Annotated in this window: 22 protein-coding genes and 1 pseudogene; 17 read left to right on the top strand and 6 right to left on the bottom strand. The window is 67.6% G+C overall.

Annotated features, from left to right (window positions below):
* Positions 1 to 141 precede the first annotated feature (141 nt).
* Entirely contained in the window at positions 142 to 699 is a 558-nt protein-coding gene (locus DRV96_RS09765; RefSeq protein WP_119290505.1) for an HNH endonuclease, read from the top strand.
* A 101-nt stretch (positions 700 to 800) separates the two neighbouring features.
* Entirely contained in the window at positions 801 to 1,316 is a 516-nt protein-coding gene (locus DRV96_RS09760; RefSeq protein WP_235823359.1) for a glycine zipper 2TM domain-containing protein, read from the top strand.
* Positions 1,317 to 1,365: 49 nt separating this feature from the next.
* Here the strand turns inward: DRV96_RS09760 and DRV96_RS09755 are convergent, their stop codons facing one another.
* From DRV96_RS09755 to DRV96_RS09745, 3 genes are read right to left on the bottom strand one after another with little or no spacing between them, the layout of a single operon-like run.
* Complete coding sequence (locus DRV96_RS09755; RefSeq protein ID WP_119290414.1) at positions 1,366 to 2,334, bottom strand: PDR/VanB family oxidoreductase; 969 nt, start codon at positions 2,332 to 2,334, stop codon at positions 1,366 to 1,368.
* Positions 2,331 to 3,380, bottom strand: coding sequence for an aromatic ring-hydroxylating dioxygenase subunit alpha (locus DRV96_RS09750; protein ID WP_119290412.1), 1,050 nt, complete (start codon positions 3,378 to 3,380; stop codon positions 2,331 to 2,333). Before DRV96_RS09750 ends, DRV96_RS09755 begins: the two co-directional genes overlap by 4 nt.
* Positions 3,381 to 3,418: 38 nt before the next feature.
* Positions 3,419 to 4,186 carry a GntR family transcriptional regulator gene (locus tag DRV96_RS09745; protein WP_119290410.1) on the bottom strand — a complete coding sequence of 256 codons (768 nt, stop codon included), beginning with the start codon at positions 4,184 to 4,186 and terminating at the stop codon, positions 3,419 to 3,421.
* 154 nt (positions 4,187 to 4,340) lie between these two features.
* Between DRV96_RS09745 and DRV96_RS09740 the strand changes: the two genes are divergently transcribed.
* Positions 4,341 to 5,468 carry a 5-methyltetrahydropteroyltriglutamate--homocysteine S-methyltransferase gene (locus DRV96_RS09740; protein WP_119290399.1) on the top strand — a complete coding sequence of 376 codons (1,128 nt, stop codon included), beginning with the start codon at positions 4,341 to 4,343 and terminating at the stop codon, positions 5,466 to 5,468.
* A gap of 30 nt (positions 5,469 to 5,498) precedes the next feature.
* Here DRV96_RS09740 and DRV96_RS18035 read toward each other — a convergent pair whose 3' ends face one another.
* Positions 5,499 to 5,927 (bottom strand): hypothetical protein, encoded by a 429-nt coding sequence (locus DRV96_RS18035; protein WP_162911007.1) that lies wholly within the window; start codon positions 5,925 to 5,927, stop codon positions 5,499 to 5,501.
* A 226-nt stretch (positions 5,928 to 6,153) separates the two neighbouring features.
* On the opposite strand from DRV96_RS18035, the gene DRV96_RS09735 reads away from it, so the two are divergent.
* The 14 genes from DRV96_RS09735 (at position 6,154) to DRV96_RS09670 (ending at position 21,904) form a co-directional block, all read left to right on the top strand.
* Positions 6,154 to 7,569: a capsule assembly Wzi family protein gene (locus DRV96_RS09735; RefSeq protein WP_162911006.1), complete on the top strand. Its 1,416-nt coding sequence runs from the start codon at positions 6,154 to 6,156 to the stop codon at positions 7,567 to 7,569.
* 125 nt (positions 7,570 to 7,694) lie between these two features.
* Positions 7,695 to 10,187 carry a polysaccharide biosynthesis/export family protein gene (locus DRV96_RS09730; RefSeq protein WP_162911005.1) on the top strand — a complete coding sequence of 831 codons (2,493 nt, stop codon included), beginning with the start codon at positions 7,695 to 7,697 and terminating at the stop codon, positions 10,185 to 10,187.
* Positions 10,184 to 11,362, top strand: a complete 1,179-nt coding sequence (locus DRV96_RS09725; RefSeq protein ID WP_119290393.1) for a GumC family protein — start codon at positions 10,184 to 10,186, stop codon at positions 11,360 to 11,362. Before DRV96_RS09730 ends, DRV96_RS09725 begins: the two co-directional genes overlap by 4 nt.
* A gap of 3 nt (positions 11,363 to 11,365) precedes the next feature.
* A complete protein-coding gene (gene asnB, locus DRV96_RS09720; protein ID WP_119290391.1) occupies positions 11,366 to 12,997 on the top strand; it encodes an asparagine synthase (glutamine-hydrolyzing) in 1,632 nt (543 codons plus the stop codon).
* Entirely contained in the window at positions 12,994 to 14,343 is a 1,350-nt protein-coding gene (locus tag DRV96_RS09715) for a lipopolysaccharide biosynthesis protein (RefSeq protein WP_119290389.1), read from the top strand. The genes asnB and DRV96_RS09715 overlap by 4 nt, the downstream gene beginning before the upstream one ends.
* Positions 14,340 to 15,203, top strand: coding sequence for a class I SAM-dependent methyltransferase (locus DRV96_RS09710; RefSeq protein ID WP_119290386.1), 864 nt, complete (start codon positions 14,340 to 14,342; stop codon positions 15,201 to 15,203). Before DRV96_RS09715 ends, DRV96_RS09710 begins: the two co-directional genes overlap by 4 nt.
* Positions 15,204 to 15,208: 5 nt before the next feature.
* Positions 15,209 to 16,474 carry a hypothetical protein gene (locus DRV96_RS09705; RefSeq protein ID WP_119290383.1) on the top strand — a complete coding sequence of 422 codons (1,266 nt, stop codon included), beginning with the start codon at positions 15,209 to 15,211 and terminating at the stop codon, positions 16,472 to 16,474.
* Between the two features lie 9 nt (positions 16,475 to 16,483).
* Positions 16,484 to 17,290 (top strand): FkbM family methyltransferase, encoded by an 807-nt coding sequence (locus DRV96_RS09700; RefSeq protein WP_119290381.1) that lies wholly within the window; start codon positions 16,484 to 16,486, stop codon positions 17,288 to 17,290.
* Between the two features lie 20 nt (positions 17,291 to 17,310).
* Positions 17,311 to 18,249 (top strand): glycosyltransferase family 2 protein, encoded by a 939-nt coding sequence (locus DRV96_RS09695; protein ID WP_119290379.1) that lies wholly within the window; start codon positions 17,311 to 17,313, stop codon positions 18,247 to 18,249.
* Positions 18,250 to 18,324: 75 nt separating this feature from the next.
* The gene (locus DRV96_RS09690; RefSeq protein ID WP_119290377.1) at positions 18,325 to 19,065 is read left to right on the top strand and encodes a glycosyltransferase family 2 protein; all 741 of its coding nucleotides are present in this window, start codon (positions 18,325 to 18,327) and stop codon (positions 19,063 to 19,065) included.
* A gap of 90 nt (positions 19,066 to 19,155) precedes the next feature.
* Positions 19,156 to 20,244: a GDP-mannose 4,6-dehydratase gene (gene gmd / locus DRV96_RS09685; RefSeq protein ID WP_119290375.1), complete on the top strand. Its 1,089-nt coding sequence runs from the start codon at positions 19,156 to 19,158 to the stop codon at positions 20,242 to 20,244.
* A 92-nt stretch (positions 20,245 to 20,336) separates the two neighbouring features.
* Positions 20,337 to 20,534, top strand: a complete 198-nt coding sequence (locus tag DRV96_RS09680) for a DUF2281 domain-containing protein (protein ID WP_119290503.1) — start codon at positions 20,337 to 20,339, stop codon at positions 20,532 to 20,534.
* Between the two features lie 27 nt (positions 20,535 to 20,561).
* Positions 20,562 to 20,897 (top strand): type II toxin-antitoxin system PemK/MazF family toxin, encoded by a 336-nt coding sequence (locus DRV96_RS09675; RefSeq protein ID WP_119290373.1) that lies wholly within the window; start codon positions 20,562 to 20,564, stop codon positions 20,895 to 20,897.
* Between the two features lie 26 nt (positions 20,898 to 20,923).
* Positions 20,924 to 21,904, top strand: coding sequence for a GDP-L-fucose synthase family protein (locus DRV96_RS09670; RefSeq protein ID WP_119290501.1), 981 nt, complete (start codon positions 20,924 to 20,926; stop codon positions 21,902 to 21,904).
* Positions 21,905 to 22,004: 100 nt separating this feature from the next.
* On the opposite strand, the gene DRV96_RS09665 is transcribed toward DRV96_RS09670, so the two are convergent.
* On the bottom strand, positions 22,005 to 23,318 hold the full coding sequence (locus tag DRV96_RS09665) for an IS256 family transposase (RefSeq protein ID WP_119290371.1): 1,314 nt from the start codon (positions 23,316 to 23,318) through the stop codon (positions 22,005 to 22,007).
* A gap of 104 nt (positions 23,319 to 23,422) precedes the next feature.
* A pseudogene (locus DRV96_RS18575) lies at positions 23,423 to 23,517 on the bottom strand (integrase); the annotation flags it as partial.

Here is a 23,517-nt window from a genome sequence, read left to right as displayed (position 1 = left end):
CCGCACCGCTGTCGCTGGCCCGCCGCACCCGCGGTGCCTTCACGCACTGGCTATTGAGCAGGATGCGTGGATTGTTTAATCTCCGATTGGCCCGTGGCCGGCATGTTTCCTGCGGTTGCGGCGCTGTCGGAGGTGGTTGTCTTGGACGTGTTGCAGCTCGACGTGTCAGGCCGGCCCCAGGCCTGGATATCGGCCCGCGAGGCCGCGGTCATCTACGCCAGCGACGGCGTCGCGTGGACGCTCGGCGACGCGTGCCACGTGCTACGCGGCGGCATCCAGCGCACGACGGGGCGGCAGTCGCGCATCGAGGTGCACCCGATCGTCGCGGTGCGCGGCGCGATCCCGAGCCGCGCGTGGCGCCAGACGCCGGCGCTGTCGAACCCGAAGCTGTTCGCGCGCGACCGGCACGTGTGCGCCTACTGCGGCGGGCGCTTCGCGTTCGACGACCTGACGCGCGAGCACATCGTGCCGACCTCGCGCGGCGGCGACGACAGCTGGATGAACTGCATCACGGCGTGCAAGGCGTGCAATGGCCGCAAGGGCAACCGGCTGCCCGAGGAGGCGCGCATGAGCCTGCTGTACCTGCCGTACGTGCCCAGCCTGCACGAGGACATGATCCTGCGCGGGCGGCGCATCCTCGCCGACCAGATGGAGTTCCTGCTCGCCGGCGTGCCGCGCTCGAGCCGCCTGCACGGCTGAGCCGCGCGTCCCGAGCGGGCGCCGCGGAACCGCGACCGGCCTGCGCTGGTCAACAATCGGGCGTGCCGCCGCGTTGTGATGGCACGCCCCCGGAGACCCCGATGACCCGCACCCTGCTCGCGCTGGCCCTGGCCGGCGCCCTCGCCGCCTGTTCCACCACCAGCCCCGACGTCGTGCAGCGCGGCGACGCGCAGCGCCTGTCGACCGTGCAGGACGCGACCGTGCTGTCGGTGCGCGACGTCGTCGTCGACGGCTCGCAAAGCGGCACCGGCGCCGCCGCCGGCGGCGTCGTCGGCGGCGTGCTGGCGAGCTCGGCGAGCAGCCGCAGCGCCGAGTCGATCGCGCTGGGCGTCGTCGGCGCGGTGGCCGGCGCCGTCGTCGGCAACACGATCGAGCGCGCGTCGACGCGCGAGCAGGCCGTCGAGCTGATCGTGCAGCTGCCCGGCGGCGAGCGGCGCGCGATCGTGCAGGCCAAGGGCGACGAGGCTTTCCGCCCCGGCGACGCGGTGATCCTCGTCACCTCGGGCGGCAGGACACGCGTGACGAAGGCGCCGCCGGGCACCGTGCCGACGGCGGCCAAGCCCGAGCCGGTCTACGCGCCGGGCGCGCGGCCCTGACCACCGCCCGGTAGCCGCCGCCGGCCGGCTGGACGGGCCCGGCGGCTCGCTACAGGGCGAGCACCAGCCGCGCCGACTTCGCGCGCGAGCAGCACGGCGTGAACTGGTCGTTGGCGGCCTGCTCCTCGGGCGTGAGGTACAGGTCCCGATGGTCGGGCGTGCCTTCGAGCACGCGCGTCAGGCAGGTGCCGCACAAGCCCTGCTCGCACGAGGTCGGCACCTCGACGCCGGCGGCGGCCAGCGCCTGCACCACCGTCTGGTCCTTCGGCACGACGACGACGCGCCCCGAGCTCGCGAGCTGCACCTCGAACGCGGTGTCGCCCTCGGCGGGCGCGGCGTCGGCGGCGAAGAACTCGTAGTGCAGCTGCGCCTCGGGCCAGCCGCGCGCGCGCGCAGTGCCGAGCACGGCGTCCATGAACCCCTTGGGCCCGCAGACGTACAGGTGCGTGCCGGGCTGCGGGGCGGCCAGCAGCGCGGCGATGTCGAGCTTTTGCGCTTCGTCGCCGTCGTCGAAGTGGAACTGCACGCGCTGCGCGAAGGTGCTGCCGCGGATGCGGTCGTGGAACGCGGTGCGCGCGCGCGAGCGCGTGCAGTAGTGCATCTCGAAGTCGGCGCCAGTGGCGGCGAGCCGCTGGGCCATGCACAGGATCGGCGTGACGCCGATGCCGCCGGCCAGCAGCAGGCTGCGGCGCGCCTCGTGCGCGAGCGGGAAGTGGTTCTTCGGCGCGCTGATGGTCAGCACGTCGCCCTCGTGCACGCGCTCGTGCATCGCGACCGACCCGCCGCGCGAGGCCGGGTCCTTCAGCACGCCGATCAGGTAGCGGTGGCTCTCGCCGGGTGCGTTGCACAGCGAGTACTGGCGCGTGAACCCGCCGGGCACCTGCACGTCGATGTGCGATCCGGCCGAGAACGGCGGCAGCGCACCGCCGTCGGCGGCGACGAGCTCGAAGGTGCAGATGTCGAGCGCCTCGACGGCCTTGCGCGCGACGCGCACCTGCAGCGCGACCGACGCACTCATGCCGCCACCGGCGTTGCGGCGTCGCGCTCGGCCGCGACCAGCCGCTCGATGATGCGCCGCGCCTGCACGCCACCGAGGTCTGTGTTCAGCGACAGCAGCTTGCGTTGCGGCTGCGCCGACAGGTTGCGCTGCTGCGACTCGAGCATCTCGAGGTCCTCCTGGAACACCTTGCCCTGGGCCTCGCGGATCGATGCCGTCAGCGCCTTGTCGGCGGGGCGGAAGTTGCGCGCCAGGCCCCAGAAGTACCACATCGTGGTCTCGGTCTCGGGGGTGATGAGGTCGACGACGATGCCCGAGGTCTTGACCTCGGCCGGCGCGTCGAAGCCTCCATGGCCGGCCAGTGCGACGCCGACGTCGATGAACACGTTCGACGGCGGCACGAAGCGGCAGCGCTGCCAGCGGTCGACAGTAGCCTCGGGATCGTGCCCGTTGCCGCGCATCGCGGCCTGCCAGAACGGCGGCGCCTTGACGCCGGGCATTTCGCGCTTGGTGATGACGACGTCGCCCTCGGTCGTCGTCTGCGGCACGACCTCGTCGAGCTCCTTCTGGCCGATGCTGGTGGCGTGCACGTACTTCTCGTGCGTCAGGTCCATCAGGTTGTCGATCATCAGCCGGTAGTCGCAGCGCACGTGGTACATGCCGCCGCCATAGGTCCAGGCAGGGTCCTCGGCCCATGCCAGGTGCGGCAGCCGCGCGGGGTCGGCGCGCGCCGCGTCGCCGGGCCACACCCAGACGAACCCGTAGCGCTCGATCACCGGAAAGTGCCGGATCGGCGGGAAGCCGCGCACGCGCTGGCCGGGCATCGCGACCGTCTTGCCGTCGCAGCCCATCTCGAGGCCGTGGTAGCCGCACACGAGCTTGCCCTCGACGACGCGGCCGAGCGACAGCGGCGCGCCGCGGTGCGGGCACCAGTCCTCGAGCGCCGTGGCCTGCCCCTCGGGGCCGCGGAAGAAGACCATGCGCTCGTTGCACACGGTGCGCCCCAGCGGCTTGTCGTCGATCTCGTGGGGCATGCAGGCGACGTACCAGGCGTTCTTCGGGAACATGGCGTGGATCCTTTCGGGGGCAGGGTCGGGGGTGACGCTCAGCGCGCCGCGGCGCGGCGGCGCAGCAGGCTGGCGCCGGGGATGCGGTGCAGCGTGCGGTGGCTCTGCAGCGCATCGCGCAAGTTCTGCTGCGCGATGCGCGCGTGCTCGCGCATCAGCGCCTCGGCGCGCGCGCCCTCGCGGCGCGCGATCGCGTCGATCACGGCGCGGTGCTGCGCCTGCGCGACGAGCAGCGAGTCGCGCGAGCGCGGCTGGTCGCCGCCGACGCGCACGAAGCCGTTGGGCGACGCGAACGGCAGCGTCTTCACGCGCTCGAGCTGCCGGCGCACGAGCTCGCTGCCGGCCATCTCGGCGAGCAGGTCGTGCCAGCGCGCGTTGAGCTCGGCGTAGGCGCTGAACGCGGCCTCGTCGAGAGCGGGCGCCGCGAGCACCTCGTCGATGCCGTCGAGGCACTCGCGCGCCTCGGCCAGCAGTACCGATGCGGCGCCGCGCTCGGCGGCCAGCCGCGCCGCCAGCCCCTCGAGCGTGCCACGCAGCTCGATCGCGTCGTGGATGTCCTCTTCGCTGAAGTCCTTGACGACGTAGCCGCCGCCGGGCAGCGCGTCGAGCAGGCCTTCCTCGCTGAGCTTGGACAGCGCGGCGCGGATCGGCGTGCGCGACACGCCGAGGCGCTCGACGAGCGCCAGCTCGGCGATGCGCTGCCCCGGCGCGAGTTCGCCACCGACGATCAGCTCGCGCAGCCGCAGCTGTGCCTTGACGGTCTGCGAGACGCCCGCGGCGTCGTCGGCTTCGGGGGACGCACTCATTATTAAATACGCAATGTATACAGCCTGTATGCTAATTGCGCGACGGCCGCGACCGGGTCCGGGTTAACCCGAGACGGATCGGCGCGACAGCGGCCGGCGGTACCATCGCCGGCCGATTCACCACCCCGTGCCACCTCGCCGAGGAGAAACCGCGATGACCGCCCGCACCACGCCCCCGTTCCGCGCCGACCACGTGGGCAGCTTCCTGCGCCCGCCGTACCTGCTCGAGGCGCGCGAGAAGAAGGCTCGCGGCGAAATCACGGCCGAGCAGCTGCGCGCCGTCGAGGACAAGGCGATCACCGAGATCGTGCAGTTCCAGCGCGACGTCGGCATGCAGGCGATCACCGACGGCGAGTTCCGCCGCACTTACTTCCACATCGACTTCCTCGAGCAGCTCGGCGGCGTGGCCACCGAGATCCCGCTGTCGGTGCAGCAGGCCGACGGCTCGGTCAAGCTCGCGCCGCCGGTGATCAAGGTCACCGGCAAGGTGCGCCACGTCAAGGACATCCAGCGCGCCGACTTCGAGTACCTGAAGAGCCAGGTCGAGCAGCACGCGCCCGGCTGCACGCCGAAGGTGACGATCCCGTCACCGACGATGCTGCACTTCCGCGGCGGGCGCGCCGGCATCGACCGCGTCGCCTACCCCGAGCTCGATCCGGTGTTCTACGACGACGTCGCCAAGGCCTACGGCGAGGAGCTGCAGTCGCTGTACGACGCCGGCTGCCGCTACGTGCAGATGGACGACACCAACCTCGCCTACCTGTGCGACGAGAAGATGCGCGAGGCCGCGCGCCAGCGCGGCGACGACCCCAACGAGCTGCCGCACCGCTACGCGCAGTTCATCAACAAGGTCGTCGCGCTCAAGCCCGCGGGCATGACGCTGGCGATGCACCTGTGCCGCGGCAACTTCAAGAGCACCTACGCCGCCGAAGGCAACTACGAGCCGGTCGCCGAGGCGCTGCTGTCGGAGATGAACCTCGACGCGTACTTCATGGAGTACGACGACGAGCGCTCGGGCGACTTCCGCCCGCTGCGCTTCCTGAAGCCAGGCAAGATCGTCGTCCTCGGCCTCGTGACGACCAAGTTCGGCCAGCTCGAAAAAAAGGACGACCTCAAGCGCCGCATCGACGAGGCGGCCAAGTACGCGCCGCTCGACCAGCTGTGCCTGAGCCCGCAGTGCGGCTTCTCGAGCACGGTGCACGGCAACCTGATCGCCGTCGAGGACCAGCGCCGCAAGCTGGCCCTCGTCGTCGAGGTCGCGCGCGAGGTGTGGGGCACCTGAGCCCCGTCCGGCCCGCGCGCCGGGTCGCGCTCAGCGGCCCACGCGCAGGCTCACGATGACCGCGGCGCCGACCTCGCCGTCGCGCAGCGTCGGCATCACCGCGATGCCCACCTCCGGCGACGGGCGCAGCGACACCACCGGCACCACTGCTGCCTCATCGGGGTCGTGGCCCGTCATCTGCACGCCGGTGCGGTTCAGGCGGGCCACGCCGAGCGCATACGGCGTACCGCCGATAGACCCGCGGGTCTCCGCTGGCATCCACACGGCGCGCGCATACGGCTCGCAACCCGACATGCCGACCTCTGTGACTGCGCTGCGAGCACACGCGTGGGCATCCACCGCGGCACAGGCGGCCGACGCGACAAGCAGTCCTGCCACGAGCCGGCCCAGCCCAAGGCCCCCCCACACATACGCCGACGTCTTGCCGCTGCTGCTCAGAAGGTTTCCGACCATGCTCACCCCCACCGTCGAAGGGACCACGGCGACAACCGCGTCGCTGCACTCGTGATCACGGAACCCAGCGTAGACAGCACGGCCGTTGCCGAAGGTGTTGCGGCCGTAAAGCTCGTAACGCGGCCGCCCGCAGGCGGTTACAAGCGCGCGGCCAGACCGCCCAGGGCGGCAATAAGTCGCGGATCGCAAGCTATATTCCGGCGCCTTGCCTGCCGCATCGCACTGACCGCGCGTGAAAGACAGCTCTTCTCTGCCTGCACAGCTGTGTCGCCACCTGATCGCCCTGTGCGCGGTCACGGCGCTGGGCCATGCTGCCGCGCCGGCGCGGTCTGCAGAACCCGGGTTGTTTCCGCCCGACGTTGCACTGCGCGACCAGCTGCTGCGCGCGCGCGACGCCGGTCGGCTCGCGGCGCCGGCGATGATGTGGCCGGTGACGGCGGCAACGGCACGCGCGGCAGGCATCGCCACGTCGCCCTGCCCGTCACGCGTCTCACTCGGCATGCAGGCCCACGATGGCGAGCGTGTCGTGCTCGGCTTCGGCGACGGCACCCCGGTCGACTGGCGCGTCAGTGCAGCCGTCTGCGCCAGTGCCGGCGACAACGCTTTCGGCGTTCTGCGCATCAACACCGAGGAATTGGGCGACGAGCGACGCACGCAGCTCGATGGCAGTCATGCCGGCTTCATCTGGAACGGCGTCCTGGTCACCGCCGGCGCGGTCGAGCGCTTCTGGGGGCCAGGCTGGGCGGGCAGCCTCATCCTGGGAGACAACGCGCGCCCGGTACCGGCGTTATCGCTTCGGCGTGCCGACGCGACCCGCGCGTTCGAGACACCCTGGCTCGCCTGGCTCGGCCCGTGGGATGCCGAGATGCTCCTCGGGCAGCTGCAGGGGCACACCGAGCCGCGCGCGCCCAATCTGCTCGGCCTGCGCGTGGAAGCCGCACCGCGGCCGTGGCTGACCGTGGGCGCGTCGCGAGCGATCCAGTGGGGCGGCCGGGGCCGCGACAATTCGCTGGGCTCGCTGTGGGATGCCTTCGTCGGCCGCGACAACACCGGCACGAACAACGAGCCCGGCAACCAGCTCGGCGGATTCGACGCACGGGTGTCACTGGCCGGCTGGGGTGCTCCGATCGCTTTGTATACGCAGTGGATCGGCGAGGACGAGGCGGGCTATCTGCCCACCAAGTACCTCACGCTCTTCGGCGCCGAGACATGGTTCCAGCACGGCGGCTGGCGCTGGCGGGCCGTGCTCGAGCGCGTCGACACCGTGGCGGGGCTGAATGACGAATACCCGGGAACGGCATACCGGCACTTCATCTTCCAACAGGGCTACACCCAAGACGGCCGCGTCCTCGGCTTCAGCCTGGGCACTGACATCCGTGCCACGGTCGCCTCGCTGCACGCGTTCACCGCAGACGGCTGGTCACTGTCACTGGCCGCGCTGAACGGCCGTGCCAACCCCTACGCGGTCGCCGGCTTGCCGTATGCGGCCAAGTCACCGCTTCGCGGCCTGGAATGGCGATTGCGTGCACCGCTGGGTCGCGACACCCACATCGAAGTGCGCCTGGGCCGCAGTCAATACACATGGGCCGATTCGACCCCGGTCGACGAGACCATCACCGGCATGTCACTGGAGGTGCGGCTGCCGTGAGTCCCAGGCGTCAACGTGCCGCTGGCGCGGTGGCTGGACAGGCGACGGTCACGACCAGCCGGTGCCATCACCGCGGCCCAAGGCCCGCGCGGCACCTTCGAGACCCCAACAGCTGGAACCATGCAATGAAGCATCTGGCGCAATGCCTGGCCGCCCCCGCGCAACATCTCGCGCGGCAATCGCTGCGACTGATGGGCGCCGTTTTGGCTGCCATTGCCGCCACGGCAGCGGCGCAAGGCGTGCAGCCGACTCAATCCGCACCCACCCCCGCCCCGTCGGCGCCGAGCAATGCCTTGCCGCAACTCGGGGTCACGCCGAAAGTTCCTGATGCGGCGATGTGGCAACGCCCACCGGGCATGCCCAGCGCGATGCCGCAAGCGGCTCCTGTGGCCGACGCCGCCACGGCCATGCCGCCGATACGCAAGTTGCCTCCCTTGGAAACGACCGCGTTCCAACGCTTCGTCGCCGACACCAGCGGGGTCAAGGCACCGATCTTCGGAGCCAACCTGTTCGACGAGACATCGCCGGCGTTCACACCGATGGCTGGCGTGCCCGTTCCGGCCAACTACGTGATCGGCCCTGGCGACGAGGTGCTGGTGCGCTCCACCGGCGTGCTCGACTTCGAGCTTCGCCTCACGGTCGACCGCAACGGCCAAGTCGTGCTACCGAAGGTCGGCCCGGTGCAGCTTGCCGGCGTTCGCGTCGCGGAGCTCGAGCCGTACCTCACGCGCGAAGTCAGCCGCAGCTTCCGCAACTTCACGCTGTCGGCCACGCTCGGCCAGTTGCGTTCGATCGACATCTATGTGGTTGGCCAGGCACGGGCTCCCGGCAAGTTCACGGTCAGCAGCCTGACCAGCCTCGTCAATGCGATCTTCCTGAGCGGCGGCCCCAACGCGAACGGCAGCATGCGCCGCATCCAGCTCGTGCGCGACAGCAAAGTCGTCGCGGACTTCGATCTGTACCGCTTCATTCTCCATGGGGACCGCAGCCGCGACGAACGTCTGCTGCCTGGCGATGTGATCGTCTACTCCTCGGTCGGACCGCGTGTCGCACTGCTGGGCGCCACCAAAGTGCCAGCGATCTACGAACTGACCGATACCGATGGCACGATCGCCGATCTTCTGTCATGGTCGGGGGGGGTGCCGGTTCTCGCGGCGCCGCAGCGCGTGTTGCTCGAGCGCATCGAGCCCGCGCAGTCCGTGCCACGCCGCGTCGAAGAGTTCTCTCTCGATGCCGCCGGCCTGCAGCGGCGACTGCGCGATGGCGACGTGATCACGCTGCTGGCGATCAGCCCGGAGTTCGCCAACGCAGTGACGCTGCGCGGAAACGTCGCGCAGCCGCTGCGCTATCCGCACCGACCCGGCATGCGCATTCGCGACCTCATCCCGGAGCCGGAGGCGCTGATTACCCGCGACTACTTCCGCCGCAAAAACATCCTCGTGCAGCCGGCCGTCGTCGACGCCGAGGTCTTTGCCGAGAACATGCGCAGCAGGAATGCGCTCATGCAATCACCCGGCCGCGACACCGACGTCTCTGCCGAGAGCATGCGCAGCAGGAACGCGCTCACGCAGCCGACCGGCCGCGACACCGAGGTCTCTGCCGAGAGCCTGCGCAACGATGTGCGCAACCTGCTCGACGAAGTGAACTGGGACTACGCGGTCATCGAGCGGCTCGACCGCAGGGATCTGACCACCCGGCTGATCCCGTTCAACCTCGGCCGCGCCGTGCTGCATGGTGATCCGGCGCACGACCTGGAGCTGATGCCCGGCGACGTCGTCACCATCCTCGGCAAACGCGACTTGGCCGTACCGCAGCAGCGTCAGACTCGGCTCGTGCGCATCGAAGGCGAGGTGAGCGCCCCCGGGATCTACGAAGCTCTGCCCGGCGAAACCCTGCCCTCACTGCTGACGCGCATCGGTGGGGCCACGCGCGAGGCCTATTTGTACGGGACCGAGTTCACGCGCGCCGGCGTGCGACGTCAACAGCAGCAGAACCTCGAGCAGCTGGTGCGTCGGCTCGAAGAAGAGGTCGGGGCGGCACTGGCCACGCGCCAGGCCAACCTCACGACTGCAAACGCACAGGATGCCGCCTCCGAGCAGCAACGCTTGCAGCTCGAAGAGCGCCTGGCGCGCGAGCGGCTGCAACGCCTGCGCAACCTGCAGCCCACCGGACGGGTGGCGCTCGCGCTCGATCCGGCGGCGCCGGCACTGCCCGACATTCCGCTCGAAGACGGGGACCGCATCGTCGTGCCGGCACGCCCTTCCTTTGTGCAGGTCGTGGGCTCGGTCTACAACGACAACGCTTTCATCTGGCGCGAAGGTCAACGCGTGCGCGACTATCTCAAGAGCGCCGGCCTGACCGAAGGCGCCGACGAAGACGCCGTCTTCGTGCTGCGCGCCGACGGCAGCATCACAGCCGACCGGCAGCGCCGCGGCTGGCTCTTCGGCGGCGGCAACGGCGTGCTCGACCTGGCACTACAGCCGGGCGACACCATCGTCGTGCCGGAGAAGGTGAACCGCGAAACCCGCTACACCGCCTTCATGCGTGGCCTGAAAGACTGGACGCAAATCATCTACCAGCTGGGTCTGGGTGCGGCAGCGATCAAGGTGCTGCAATGAGCGCGCACGAGCCCACCCCGACCGCCGCTGAGGGCAGCGATGACGAAATCAGCCTGCTCGACCTGTTCGTCGTGCTGGCCGAGCACTGGAAGCTGCTCGTCTTCGGCCCGCTGGCCGCGGGCCTCGCGGCGCTGGGTATCACGTTCGTCGTGGCCCCGATCTTCACGGCCACGGCGCGCATCCTGCCGCCGCAACAGCAGCAGTCCGCGGCGTCGATGGTCGCGCAACAGCTCGGCGCGCTGGCGGGACTTGCGGGTGCCGCGGCCGGCCTGAAAAACCCCGCCGACCAGTACGTCGCGCTGCTCAAAAGCCGCAGCGTCGCAGACCGGCTGATCGAGCGCTTCGACCTGCTGCGCGTGTATGACAAGGAATACCTGCAGGATGCCCGCAAGGCGCTCGACAACAACACCAAGATCAACGCCGGCCGCGACGGGCTGATCACGATCGACGTCGACGACGAGGATCCCAAGCGTGCGGCCGCGATCGCCAATGCCTATGTCGAAGAGCTGGGCGAGCTGATGAAGCGGCTTGCGCTCACCGAAGCGCAGCAACGCCGCGCCTTCTTCGAAAAGCAGCTCGAGCAGACGCGCGAAGGGCTCAAACGCGCGCAGCAGGCGCTCGCGGCCGTGGGCGTCAGCGAATCCGTGCTCAAGGCCGAGCCGCGCGCGGCGGCCGAAGGCGTGGCGCAACTGAAAGCGGCGGTGACCGCCAAGGAAGTTCAGCTCTCGGCGATGCGCGGCTATCTCGCCGAGACCAGCCCCGATTTTCGCCAAGCGCAGCAGGAACTGGCCGCGCTGCGCTCGCAACTGGCGCGCGCCGAACAAGCCGATACGACTGCGGCAGCCGGTAGCGCCTCGCAGGACTACATCTCGCGCTACCGCGACTTCAAGTACCAGGAAACGCTGTTCGAACTGATGGCGCGCCAGTACGAGATCGCCCGCCTTGACGAGGCGCGCGAAGGCGCGTTGATCCAGGTCGTCGACACCGCTGTGCAGCCGGAGCGCAAGAGCCGGCCGAAGCGGGCTTTGGTGGCGATCGTCACGACGCTCGCCGCAGGCCTCGCACTGGTCGTTTGGATATTTCTGCGCCGAGCCTGGCGAAACGCAGCTGCCACACCCGAAGGTGCGGCCCGCTTGGCGGCGATCCGCGGCGCTTTCGCGCGGCGTCGCGCCTGAGCGATGTGCGGGATCGCCGGCATCGTCAGCTACCGCGATGCCGCGGCAGCACCGCTCGATCGCGAAGAACTGCGGCGCATGCGCGACGCCATGGCCGCGCGCGGCCCCGACGGTGCCGGCGATTGGGTGAGCCGCGACGGTTCCGTTGCGTTCGCGCACCGACGGCTCGCCATCATCGACCTCGATGCGCGCGCCGCGCAGCCGATGATCGACCCGGACACGGGCAACGTCATCGTCTTCAACGGCGAGATCTACAACTATCGGGAGCTGAGACGCGATCTCGAGCGCGCCGGCCCGGTATTCCGCACCGAATCCGACACCGAGGTGCTGCTGCACCTGTACGCCACGCACGGCGAGCGGATGGTCGAGCGGCTGCGCGACATGTTCGCCTTCGCCATCTGGGACGGCCGCAATCAGACGCTGTTTCTCGCGCGCGATCCGCTCGGCATCAAACCGCTCTACTACGCCGACGACGGCCACACCCTGCGTTTCGCCTTCCAGGTGAAGGCGCTTGCAGCCGGCGGCGCGCTGTCCGCCGAGCCGAGCGCTGCCGGCGTGGCCGGGTTCTTCCTCTGGGGACACGTGCCGGAGCCGTGGACCTGGCTCGCAGCGGTCAAGGCGCTGCCGGCCGGTGCAACGCTCACCTTGCGGCGTGGGTTGCCGAGGCCGGATCCGCGGCTCTACTTCGACCTGCGCAATGAGATCGTGCGGGCCGAGGCGGGCGATCCTTCCGCGCGTGAGGCAGTGCAAGAAGCGCTCGCCGCGGTGGACGATTCGGTGCGGCAGCACCTGGTGGCCGACGTGCCAGTCGGCGCGTTCCTCTCCGCGGGACGAGACTCGACCCTGATCGCCACGCTCGCGGCCCGGCATCTGGCCGAACCGCTGCGCTCGATCACGCTCGGATTCGACGAGTACCGCGGCACCGGCCTGGACGAAGTGCCGGTGGCCGAGGCGGTGGCACAGCGACTTGGCGCGCGGCACGCAACCCGACGCATCCGGCGCGAGGATTTCGAAGCTGAGCGCGAGCGCATTCTTGCCGCGATGGACCAGCCGAGCATCGACGGCGTCAACACCTGGTTCGTCAGCCGCGCCGCAGCGCAGTCCGGGCTGAAAGTCGCGCTGTCGGGGCTCGGGGGCGACGAGCTTTTCGGTGGTTACCCGTCGTTCGCCCAGGTGCCACGACTGGCGCGCAGGCTGCGCTTGCTGGCTTGGGCTCCGCTGTTGGGGCGCGCGTTTCGTATCGTCAGCGCGCCCTGGATCGCTCGGCTGGCGAGTCCCAAATGGGCCGGCCTGTTCGAGAAAGGCGGCACCTTGGAGGGCGCCTCGCTGCTGCGTCGGGCGCTGATCATGCCGTGGGAGATTGCACGCCTCGTCGAGCTGGATCTCACACTGCGCGGCCTGCAGGAGCTCGCCCCGTTAGAAGACATGCGCGTGCGCGTCGCCGGTACCCGCAATCCGCAGCTTGCGGTGATGGCGCTCGAAATGAGCGGCTACATGTGCAACCAGCTTCTGCGCCACGCCGATTGGGCCGGTATGGCGCGTTCGATCGAGACACGGGTTCGAACGGACTCGCTCGCCGTGAGCGAACAGGAGGGTTGCATCCGCGACCGTGGTGTTCGGGACGCCAGGACATGAACGTTTCGCGACGCAGCGCCGCCAGTGCCATCCTCGCGCAGGCTGTCGGCAAGGGCGTCGCCGTTGTCGCGTGGACTGCGCTTATTTCATGGGCCGCCAGGCAATTGTCGGCCGCCGAGTATGGTCAGTTCATGCTGCTCGCGAATCTCGTAATGCTGGCGCTGCCGATTGGCAGCTTTGGGCAACCCCAGGTCATACTCCACCTGAACGGACGGCTGGGCACGAACGTGCGAACGCCACGGCACCACGCGGGCTTCCTGCAGTGCACTCGCCTGATGGCGCCGACGTCCATCGTTGTCGCCCTTGCGCTTGGGTTGGCGACGTTCACGACCTTGCACAACGGGCCGGCGCCGATGCTGTTGGCGCTCGCGTGCTCGGTGTGGGTCCTGGGTGCCGTCTGGCAGGCGTTCATGGCCGAGGAGGCCAAGACGGTCTCCCACTTCTGGGTCGCCGGGCTGTTCTCGAACTCCGGCGCAGCCGGAGGCGCAACGACGCTCTGCTTCGCACTCGTGGGCACGGCCGTCGTCGTCGGGTTCGCCGGCCAGGCGGCCAGCGTCCTGCTTCTCGTCACCATGCTTGCGCTGGGTTCCGCCGCATCGGCCGTCTTCCTGGTCGGCAACTACTGGAGAGACCCGGCGCGGTCTCGGGAGACGAGCACAGCGGTCAGTGATGCCCCGTGGGGTGACGCACAAGTTCGTCGCGCGGGAGTGCTCGTCACCGTCAACGTTGCACTCACCTTCGTCGTCGGGCAGAGCGACCTCTGGTGGGCCGCCCGCCTCTTCGGTGTCGAAGCCTCGGGCCAGTACGCCACCGCGAGCTACCTGGCGCGCTTCTGCTCATTGAGCGGCATCCTGATGTCTGCCGCGTTTGCAGCGCGTTTCGCGGGCATGCTGGCCGGCGGCGACCACCTGGCCCTGTCGGCGGCCGTCCGCAAGCTGGCACTCGGCGCCCTGCTCGCCGGTGCAGTGGTCGGCGCCCTATTGCTGGGTGCTCACAAGCTTGGCCTTCTCGATCTTGCATTCCGTCTGACGGACGACGAAGCGCTGCTGGCGCTGTTCTGGCTGTCGCTGGGCCATATCGTCGGCAGTCTCTTCGGATTTGGCCCAGTCATTCTGGGCGCAGCCGGAAACTTCCGTGATCTGCTGGTGATCACGGCTCTGGCCGCCGGTCTGACAACGGCTCTGGCCGGCATTGCCGCGACGTTCGGCGATCTGGCCACATTGGCCATGGCCTACGCTGCGGGCTATGTCGCCTTCACCTACACCTGTCATCGCAGGGCAGCATCGGTACATCGCGTTCGACCGTTCCGTTCGGTGCGGGTCGCGGCTGAGGAGAAGTCTGCGTGAACGGCCCTTGTGTTGTCTGCGGCGCCGCGACCGATTGGACGCGTTACTGCGTTCTGCCGGCGCGGGTCTTCGGCGTCTCGGCCGAGATAAGGCGCTGCGCCGTCTGCGACACGGGAGCGACCACGCCTGCGCCGGCTGTGGAGGTCGAATACTACGCAGGCAGCCAGTCGCACTATGTCCACCGCTACGAGACGGAGGCTCAGCGTGCGCTGTATCGAAGCTTCGCTTCGCACTTGCTCGACTTCATCGAGCACTCCGGAGCGTCGCTCTCCTCTGGCGCTCGGCTCCTGGATGTCGGCGCCGGTCGGGGATTGCTGGTCGAGCAGGCCCGCCTCCGCGGGGCCGAGGCGGCAGGCATCGAGCTGAATCGGGCCAATGTCGAGGAGGCGGCGGCCAATGGCACCCCGCTCTTTCAGTCCTGGGAAGAACTTCGCTCGGTGGCCATGGGCGGCGAGCCGTTCGACCTGCTCGTCTTCAGCGCGGTGCTCGAGCACGTGCCGGACCCGCTCGCCTTCATTGCCTCGTACCGGGCCGCGCTCAGGCCTGGTGGGCTCGTCATCGTGTCCCAGGCGGCGTACGACGGACTGCTTCCGCGCATCGCACCCTGGTTCTGGTATGGCTGGCAGCCTCGTGAGCACTTCTGGCACTTCAGCGAGCGGTCTCTGGGGCATCTGCTCCAACATGCTGGCCTGAGCATCATCGCGATGGAGCGGAACTCGCTGCACCATCCGTTCGTGCTGTCCGGTGGCCTCAAGCAGTTCCTTGGCAGGAACGTCGCCAGCGCCATCGGTCGGTTGGGCGCGAGCATGGGTCAGGGGGACCAGCTCTATGCGGCTGCCCGTCTGCCCCGGTCAGGATGAGCACCATGGCGTTCGCCTCTTCGCGTGACGAAGGCCTCGGGCGCCTGACGGCCTCGGCCGCAGCGACCCGGCCAGCGCCTGCCTGGGCCTTAGCCGTCTGCTACATCGTCTTCCCGCTCAGTAGCTACCTGGCCGAGTTGATGGGAGTCGCGCTGTGGCGCAACTGGATCGACGTGGCCTGGTTGTTGACCGGTCTCTACGCCGCGGTGGCTGGCCCGTCAGGGTATCCGCGAGGCCGCCCCAGGCTGAAGGTCGGGCCGGGTCTTGCACTGTGTGTCGTGGCGGCGGTCTGGCTCGCATGGGGGGCTCTGGCAGGCCGAGCCCCGCAGGTGACCGCAGCCATGGAAGCCAAGCCGCTCTTCTACCTGCTGATTGCCCTGCTGCTCACCCGTTCCTTCATATTGCCGTCGCCGCGGATGTTCTGCCGCTTTGGCAGCGCGCTGGCGATCATCCTGCTGGTCGAGACCATCGTCCGCTCGGCACTGGCTGGCGCGATCGTTCGTCCGGTGGGGTCTGGTGAAGTCAACTACGACGCGGCGCTGCTGTGCCTGTCGCTGGTCTTCGCGCTGAGTCGCCGCGAGTTGGCCCGGATCTACGGGCCGCTCATCTTCCTGGGTCTGCTGGCGTCCTTCTCCCGCACAAGCTTGCTGGCCGCCTGCGGTGTGCTCCTGTTCGCCAACACGGTTCCCGCCACCGTGCGGCTGCTGATGGTCGGCGCCGCTGCCGCTGCAGGCATCATGTCGTTCGCGATCCGAGACCTCGAGGTCGGTGTACTGGAAGCCATGGATCGGTATTGGATGTGGGCGGTTGGCCTTGAGTATCTGGTCAGCCATGCATGGAGTCATGCGGCCGGAGTCGTGCCGGGAGCAGCCGTGGACGTCGAGGTTCCCGGGTTCATTGCTGACCTGTGGCTTGTGCAACAGGAGAACTTGAACGTCGAAGGAATCTTCCCCTTCCACTTCCACGCGATGTGGCTGCGTCTGGCGATCAGTTGGGGCTGGGCGGTTCCCTTGCTGCTGGTCCTCTGGCTCGGCTACCAGGCCTTTCTGCGCCGCTTCCGCCCCCCCATTGCCAGGAGCTACTTCATCGTCTTCCTGGTTCTCGGTCTGACTATGGGCCTGATCTATCTCGGCAACGTCGCTGTCCCGTATCTGCTCGCACTGAACGCGCTCCTGCTTGACGCCAAGCTCAGGGGGAGGTTCGCAAGGGGCCGGTCAAGGGTCAGCCACTCGGCCAAGTATCGGCCGCCGACCCTGGCTCCCTCTCGTTGAATCGACATCATGAGCCTTTACGAGAAGTTCCAGACCAAGTTGAAGCGCGAGGGGATTGCGCCGGCCCTGCAGGCCGCACTACGTTGGATGGCCCGACGTGTGCGCATTCCCTATGACGTCCAGCCGTACGAATACGTCCAGAGGTTAACTGAGCGCAGCGTTCATCGCTTTCTTCGAAGCCGGCGAGAGGACATCCGACTCATTATCATAGTCGGCGCGCACTTGGGACACGAGGTGAAGTCGATGCGCCGGCGCTTTCCGAAGGCCGAATTCAAGCTCTTCGAGGCCAGCCCGCGCTACGTCGAGGCGCTGCGCGGGCGCTTCGGATCGGATGGCAAGGTCCAGATCTTCGACTGCGCAGTGTCCGACACAAACTGCGAGCTGACTTTCTACGAGACCAATCTTGCGGGTTCGGGCTCGCTGCTGAAGGTCGGCGAACTGGCGGCGCAGAGCTACGGAATGAAGCAGACCGAGACCTACAAGGTCCAGGCGAGGCGACTCGACGACCATGCCGCCGAGAACCAGTACGCGGACGGTCCCATCGACTGCCTCTGGATCGACGTGCAGGGCGCCGAAATGGGAGTGCTGCGCTCGACGGGAGAGCTGCTTACCAAGGTGAGGTCGGTCTTCGTCGAGGTGTCCGCCTACAAGCCGCTCTACGACGGCGGTGCGACGCTAGCGGACATCACAGGCTTCCTGGGGCCGCGTGGCTTTGTCCTCGTGGGCCTGGGCACGGACCCATCGAACGGCACTGGAAATGCCCTGTTCGTGCGACCTGCTGGTTCGGCAGTTGCGAGCGGGGCGCAGGAGGCCTAGTTCCTCTCCGGTAGGCATTAATGCACGAGCCGATCACCGCCCTCATTCTCACTTTCAACGAGGAGAAACACATCGACCGATGTTTGCGCAGTCTCTCAGGCGTCGTATCGCAGGTCGTTGTGATCGACTCCGGCTCGACCGATCGAACGGTGGAGATCTGTCGCGAGCATGGCGTAGAGGTTTACACAAATCCGTGGAAGAACTACTCCAGTCAGTTCAACTGGGGCCTCGATCACTGCGACATCCGCGGCGCCTGGTGCCTGCGCATCGATGCCGACGAGTACCTGTCGGAGCCCCTGCGCGGCGCGCTGCGGGATCGCGTCGCCGCTGGCCTCGTGCCCGATGCTGTGACAGGGTTATACGTGCACCGGGTCATGGTCTTTATGGGGCGTGCGATCCGGTGGGGCGGCTGTGGTGGCTTGTACATGCTCCGGCTCTTTCGTACTGGGCGCGGCCGCTGCGAGGAGCGCTGGATGGACGAGCATATCGTGCTCGATGGCGGAGCCACTGGTCGTCTGCCCGGCGAACTTATCGACCAAAACCTGAATAACATCGGCTGGTGGGTTGCCAAGCACAACGGCTACGCAACGCGCGAGGCGATTGACTTGCTCAACCTTAAGTATCGCTTCGATACCTGCTCGGCCCATAACGCTATCGGTGGGCACTCGCAAGCCGCGCGTAAGCGCTGGTTCAAAGAGCGGGTCTATGCTCACTTGTGGCCAGGGCTGCGGGCAAGCCTGTACTTCCTGTTTCGTTATTTCGGGCTGCTCGGATTTCTGGATGGCTATCCCGGCTTTGTCTTTCACTTCATGCAGGGGTTCTGGTATAGGTTCCTTGTGGACCTGAAGGTCGGCGAACTTGAACGCCGGGCGAAGCGTACTGGGGTACCGATCGAGGAAGTAGTCATGATCGAGTATGGCATAAGGCTGTGTCGGTCCACTGACAGCCCATGCCGATGAAGTACAAATGAAATCGATCTCACACCATTTTCACTCATCGGCGGCTGCAGGTCGGAGCGCGCGCCTTTTTGAAGCATGAAGATCTCCGTTGTCACCGCGTGCTACAACTGCGCCGCCACAATCGCCGATGCCCTGGCTTCGGTTGCCGCGCAGACTCATCCGGCAGTCGAGCACGTGGTGGTGGATGGAGCGAGCAGCGACGGCACGTGGGACGTCGTGCGGACGTGGAAGGCCTCGCGGCTCGTTGCCTGCAGCGAGCGCGATCGGGGCATCTACGATGCGTTGAACAAAGGGATCGCACGCAGCACCGGCGACGTGATCGGGTTCCTGCACGCCGATGACGTGTTTGCCGGGCCCGACGTCTTGGCCTGGGTTGCGGAGGCTTTCGCGGATCCCGAGGTGGACGCGGTCTACGGTGACCTGCAATACGTGCGGCGCGAAGATCCGGCGCGTGTGGTCAGGTACTGGCGTTCGGGGCCGTTTGACACGGGCTTGCTGGAGCGGGGTTGGATGCCGCCGCATCCGACGCTCTATGTGCGCCGCGCCCTGTACGAACGCTTGGGCGGTTACGACGTAACCTATCGCATCGCAGCCGACTACGAATTCATCCTGCGCCTGTTTCGCACGCCAGGATTGCGTGCGGCCTACATCCCGCGTGTGATGGTCAAGATGAGGACAGGCGGTGCCAGCAACCGTTCCCTGCGCAACATCGCCCGCAAGTCGGCGGAAGACCTGCGGGCGCTGCGCAAACATCGGATTGGCGGGGTGCACACCTTGGTATGGAAGAACGTCAGCAAATTGCGCCAGTTCTTTTGAAGCCACGGGGCGGGCAGCGACGCCGAGCGAAGGCGCCAGCTCCGAGCGACGTCAGCTTGGCAACCTGACAGCGACACCGGAACACGACCGATGGATGGCAAGAAGGCATTGATCACGGGCATCACCGGCCAGGACGGCGCGTACCTGGCCGAGTTCCTGCTGAAGAAGGGCTACGAGGTGCACGGCATCAAGCGCCGCACGTCGCTGTTCAACACGGACCGCATCGATCATCTGTACGAGGACCCGCACGTCGAGAACCGTCACTTCATCCTGCACTACGGCGACATGACGGACTCGCTGTCGCTGCTGCGGGTGATCCAGAAAGTGCGGCCCGACGAGATCTACAACCTGGCGGCGCAAAGCCACGTGGCCGTGAGCTTCGAGGAGCCGGAGTTCACGGCGAACGCCGATGCGCTGGGCGCCCTGCGCGTGCTGGAGGCGATCCGCATTCTCGGCCTCGAGAAGAAGACACGCTTCTATCAGGCGTCCACTTCCGAGCTGTACGGCCTGGTGCAGGAGACGCCGCAGAAGGAGACCACGCCGTTTTATCCGCGCTCACCGTATGCGGCGGCCAAGCTGTACGCGTACTGGATCACGGTCAACTACCGCGAGGCCTACGGCATCTATGCGTGCAACGGCATACTTTTTAACCACGAATCACCCGTGCGCGGGGAGACCTTCGTCACGCGCAAGATCACGCGCGCGCTCGCCCGGATCAGGCTCGGGTTGCAGGACTGCCTGTATCTGGGCAACGTCGATGCGAAGCGCGACTGGGGTCATGCGCACGACTTCGTCGAGGCGATGTGGTTGATGCTGCAGCAGCCTGCGCCTGAAGACTTCGTGATCGCCACGGGTGTGCAGAGGAGCGTGCGCGATTTCGTCCAGGCCGCCGCCGCCGAGCTGGGCATGAGCCTGCGCTGGGCAGGGAGCGGCGTGAACGAGCATGCGCTGGACGAGAAGGGCCGGCGCGTCGTCGCGGTGGATCCGCGGTACTTCCGTCCGACGGAGGTGGAAACGCTGCTCGGCGATGCGAGCAAGGCGCGCGCGAAGCTCGGCTGGGTGCCGAAGATCGGCTTCGATGAGCTGGTCGCGGAGATGGTGCGCGAGGACCTGAAAAGCGCGGAGCGCGACGAACTGGTCAAGCGGCACGGGTATCGGCCGTTCGATTTTCACGAGTAGCCGCGCACATCGACAGCCTGGGTGGCGCGGATTCGCGACCGTGGCTGCGCGATAATGCAGCCATCGCCGGCGACGGAGTCCGAGGTGCAGTGATGAGCGCGATCAATGACGACTTGTTCGAAAAAATCAAGCAACTGCCACCGCAGCGACGGGCCGAGGTCGAGGATTTCGTCGTGTTCTTGTTGACCCAGGAGGAGCGACGGCTGAAGCAGGCGGTCACCAAGGCGAGCGAACCGGTTTTCGCAGAAGTCTGGGACAACGACGAAGACGCTGCGTACGACCGACTGTAGTGTCTGCCGACGGGAGCTGGCACTGCGATGCAGTATGAATTCGGTGATGTGATTCTTGTCCCGTTTACCTTCACGGACCGATCGACCACGAAGCAGCGTCCGGCGGTCATCGCCTCCGGCGGGCGCTACAACGTCCAGCGACCGGACGTCGTCCTCCTGGCGATCACCAGCCGCATCCGGCAACCGCTCGCTTTCGCGGAGGCGCTCGTCGTGGATTGGCAGGCGGCCGGATTGATCAAGCCGTCGGTGCTCAAGCCATTGCTGGCTCCCGTGGAACAACGGCTGATCATCAAAGTGCTCGGCAAGCTCTCGGTCGGCGATGTTGCAACGCGGCGGTCATTGATCCAAACGATCGTCGGATAGCGCTTACCGGCTCGACATTGTTCGGCATGCAGACGTCGACCAGGATCTTCGTTGCCGGCCACCGCGGTCTCGCGGGCAGCGCGGTGCTGCGCGAGCTGCAGCGGCAGGGCTACGCGAACCTGCTGTTGCGCACGCACGCCGAGCTGGACCTGGAGGACGAGGCGGCCACGCGCCGCTTCTTTGCGGCCGAGCGCCCGCAGGTCGTGTTCCTGTGTGCCGCCAAGGTCGGCGGCATTCTGGCCAACGACACTTATCCGGCCGACTTCCTGATGCGCAATCTGCTGATCGAGGCCAACGTCATCCGCGCCGCGCACGAGGCGGGCGTTGAGCGACTGATCTTTCTCGGCAGCTCTTGCATCTATCCGCGCGACTGCCCGCAGCCGATCAAAGAGGAGTATCTGCTGACGGGCCCGTTGGAGCCGACCAATCGCCCGTATGCGCTGGCAAAGATTGCGGGCGTGGAGATGTGCTGGGCGTACAACCGGCAGCACGCAACGCGCTATCTGGCCGCCATGCCGACGAATCTATACGGGCCCGGGGACAACTACGACCTCGCGAACTCGCACGTCCTGCCGGCGCTGATCCGCAAGATGCACGAGGCGAAGGTCGCCGGCAACGCGGAGGTCACGCTCTGGGGCAGCGGCAAGCCCCGCAGGGAATTCCTGCACGCGGATGATCTGGCGCGCGCGCTTGTGTTTCTGGCGGGTCTCGGCGAGCAGCGCTTCGATTCGCTGGTCGACCCGAAGATCTGCCCCCTGATCAACATCGGTACCGGAGAGGACCTGACGATTCGCGAACTTGCCGAGCTGATCGCGCAGGTCGTCGGGTTCCGCGGGCGGTTTGTCTACGACGCAAGCAGGCCCGACGGGACGCCCCGCAAGTTACTCGACGTCAGCCGCCTGCGTGCGCTCGGATGGGCTCCGCAGATTGCGCTGCGCGACGGCATTGCCAACGCGTACGCCGATTTTCTGGAGCGATCGAAGCGCTTGGGCTCGGCGGAAGCCTAAAGCGCCGACGCGGCAGATCAGAGGCACACTGCGGCTCATCCGCGAGTGGCCGGCGATATCCCGGCCGTCGTTGCAACTTTCGGCGGCGGCGTGAGCCATCTTACGCGGCCTTCTTCGATTCCTTGGTGGCCGGGGTGCGATCACGTCCGAGCGCGACGCGCAGGATCCACAGCTCCTCGTAGCCGAGGATCTTGCGGAACGACTTCTCAGCCTCGAGGAAGCCCGCAGCCGTCCAGCGAAGGGCCATGTCCTGATCACGCCAGCGCTTGATGCGCTGCGTCGTGCTGCGCACGATGCCGTTGGGTTTCTCGATGATGTTGGTCGTCGTCAGGCAGCGCATGAGCGTGGGCGGCAGTCCCAGCCGGTTGACGGTGAACATCTCCTCGATGCCTTCGAGCAGCGAGGCCGCAGCATCGGCGTACTCGGCCTGCAGCCACTTGGCCTGCTGGCGAAGCTTGTCCATGCCGGCCTTGGCTTCGAGCTTGAACGCCGCGTTCATCACCGCCTTGGTCTGCGCGCGCTGCTCCTTGGGCAGCCGCTCCAGCACGTTTCTGAGCTTGTGCGTACGGCAGCGCTGGACCTGGCCCCGATCGCCGAAGATCTCATCGACGGCCGAGCGCAGCGCCTTGGACCCGTCGATGACGAACAGGTACTTCAGCTGCGGGTCCAGGCCGCGCTCGACCATGCCCCCCAGCAGGTCCTTGACCACCGGCGCGTTCTCGCTCGAGCCTGCGGCCAGGCCGAGCAGGTGCTTGTCGCCGGCCTCGTCCACGCCGATGGCGCCCACCACGTGGTGCGCATCCACGACGATGCCGTCGATGTAGATCGCCAGCAGCTTCAAGTCCTTCAGACTGCGCTCGTTGAGCGCACGCAGCTGCTCGGTGCTGGCCTCGACCATGCGCCGCGACACCGCGCTGTTGGACACGCCCACCGTGCCCGCCACCGCGGGCAGCACCGATTCGTACCGGCGCGCGCACACGCTGGCCACGAGGATGTCGCGCACCCGCGCGGCCATGCGCGCGTCGCCCGTCAGGCGCTCATACGCGGGCACGGCCACCTCCTTCAAGGTGGCCTTGCTGCGCAGCCGCGGACGCGTGACCTGCAGCTTGCGCTCGGCCAGCGGCACCTGGCCGCGCTGCGTGCCGTGCCACAGCACGTCGCCGCCGGCGCGCCCGCGCAGCTTCGCACCGGCGAGTTCCTGCGCCGACAGCACCAGCAGCTGCTCGATGAGCCCGCGCGCGGCCTCGTTCATCAGCTCGTCGATGCTGGCCTGGGCCTTGTCCAGCAGCTGCAGCATCGGCAGCAGCGCCTGGCCGTTGCCGGCCAGCCAGTGCCGCACCGCAGCTCGGTCGTTGCGGTGCGCGATCTTCAAGGCCGGCTTCTTGCCAGCTGCTTTGGCCTTACAGTCCTTCATGGCGGTTTCCCTGTGGGTTGCGGGTTTGAGGTTCAGCAAGCTCGATTCTCGCGAGCTCACTGCGGAAACCGCCGCCTTCAAGTTCCAACTACGTTTGGGACATCGCCCACGATGTAGCGCGCGAACACGTCGATGATGAAGGCGACGTACACGAAGCCCTGCCAGGTCGAGACGTAGGTGAAGTCCGCCACCCACAGCT

It is taken from the genome of Azohydromonas sediminis, from assembly GCF_003574675.1.
In the GTDB taxonomy this organism is placed as follows: domain Bacteria; phylum Pseudomonadota; class Gammaproteobacteria; order Burkholderiales; family Burkholderiaceae_C; genus Calidifontimicrobium; species Calidifontimicrobium sediminis.
Note: the sequence above shows the minus strand (reverse complement) of the source record. Positions and strands in the feature narration are given on the sequence as shown.

What these genes read in the sequence shown, in the direction of transcription:
- DRV96_RS09760 (WP_235823359.1), top strand. Translation starts at nt 801, where the DNA reads ATGACCCGCACCCTGCTCGCGCTGGCCCTGGCCGGCGCCCTCGCCGCC.
- DRV96_RS09755 (WP_119290414.1), bottom strand. Translation starts at nt 2,334, where the DNA reads ATGAGTGCGTCGGTCGCGCTGCAGGTGCGCGTCGCGCGCAAGGCCGTC.
- DRV96_RS09750 (WP_119290412.1), bottom strand. Translation starts at nt 3,380, where the DNA reads ATGTTCCCGAAGAACGCCTGGTACGTCGCCTGCATGCCCCACGAGATC.
- DRV96_RS09745 (WP_119290410.1), bottom strand. Translation starts at nt 4,186, where the DNA reads ATGAGTGCGTCCCCCGAAGCCGACGACGCCGCGGGCGTCTCGCAGACC.
- DRV96_RS09740 (WP_119290399.1), top strand. Translation starts at nt 4,341, where the DNA reads ATGACCGCCCGCACCACGCCCCCGTTCCGCGCCGACCACGTGGGCAGC.
- DRV96_RS09730 (WP_162911005.1), top strand. Translation starts at nt 7,695, where the DNA reads ATGAAGCATCTGGCGCAATGCCTGGCCGCCCCCGCGCAACATCTCGCG.
- DRV96_RS09725 (WP_119290393.1), top strand. Translation starts at nt 10,184, where the DNA reads ATGAGCGCGCACGAGCCCACCCCGACCGCCGCTGAGGGCAGCGATGAC.
- asnB (WP_119290391.1), top strand. Translation starts at nt 11,366, where the DNA reads ATGTGCGGGATCGCCGGCATCGTCAGCTACCGCGATGCCGCGGCAGCA.
- DRV96_RS09715 (WP_119290389.1), top strand. Translation starts at nt 12,994, where the DNA reads ATGAACGTTTCGCGACGCAGCGCCGCCAGTGCCATCCTCGCGCAGGCT.
- DRV96_RS09705 (WP_119290383.1), top strand. Translation starts at nt 15,209, where the DNA reads ATGGCGTTCGCCTCTTCGCGTGACGAAGGCCTCGGGCGCCTGACGGCC.
- DRV96_RS09700 (WP_119290381.1), top strand. Translation starts at nt 16,484, where the DNA reads ATGAGCCTTTACGAGAAGTTCCAGACCAAGTTGAAGCGCGAGGGGATT.
- DRV96_RS09695 (WP_119290379.1), top strand. Translation starts at nt 17,311, where the DNA reads ATGCACGAGCCGATCACCGCCCTCATTCTCACTTTCAACGAGGAGAAA.
- DRV96_RS09690 (WP_119290377.1), top strand. Translation starts at nt 18,325, where the DNA reads ATGAAGATCTCCGTTGTCACCGCGTGCTACAACTGCGCCGCCACAATC.
- gmd (WP_119290375.1), top strand. Translation starts at nt 19,156, where the DNA reads ATGGATGGCAAGAAGGCATTGATCACGGGCATCACCGGCCAGGACGGC.
- DRV96_RS09680 (WP_119290503.1), top strand. Translation starts at nt 20,337, where the DNA reads ATGAGCGCGATCAATGACGACTTGTTCGAAAAAATCAAGCAACTGCCA.
- DRV96_RS09675 (WP_119290373.1), top strand. Translation starts at nt 20,562, where the DNA reads ATGCAGTATGAATTCGGTGATGTGATTCTTGTCCCGTTTACCTTCACG.
- DRV96_RS09670 (WP_119290501.1), top strand. Translation starts at nt 20,924, where the DNA reads ATGCAGACGTCGACCAGGATCTTCGTTGCCGGCCACCGCGGTCTCGCG.
- DRV96_RS09665 (WP_119290371.1), bottom strand. Translation starts at nt 23,318, where the DNA reads ATGAAGGACTGTAAGGCCAAAGCAGCTGGCAAGAAGCCGGCCTTGAAG.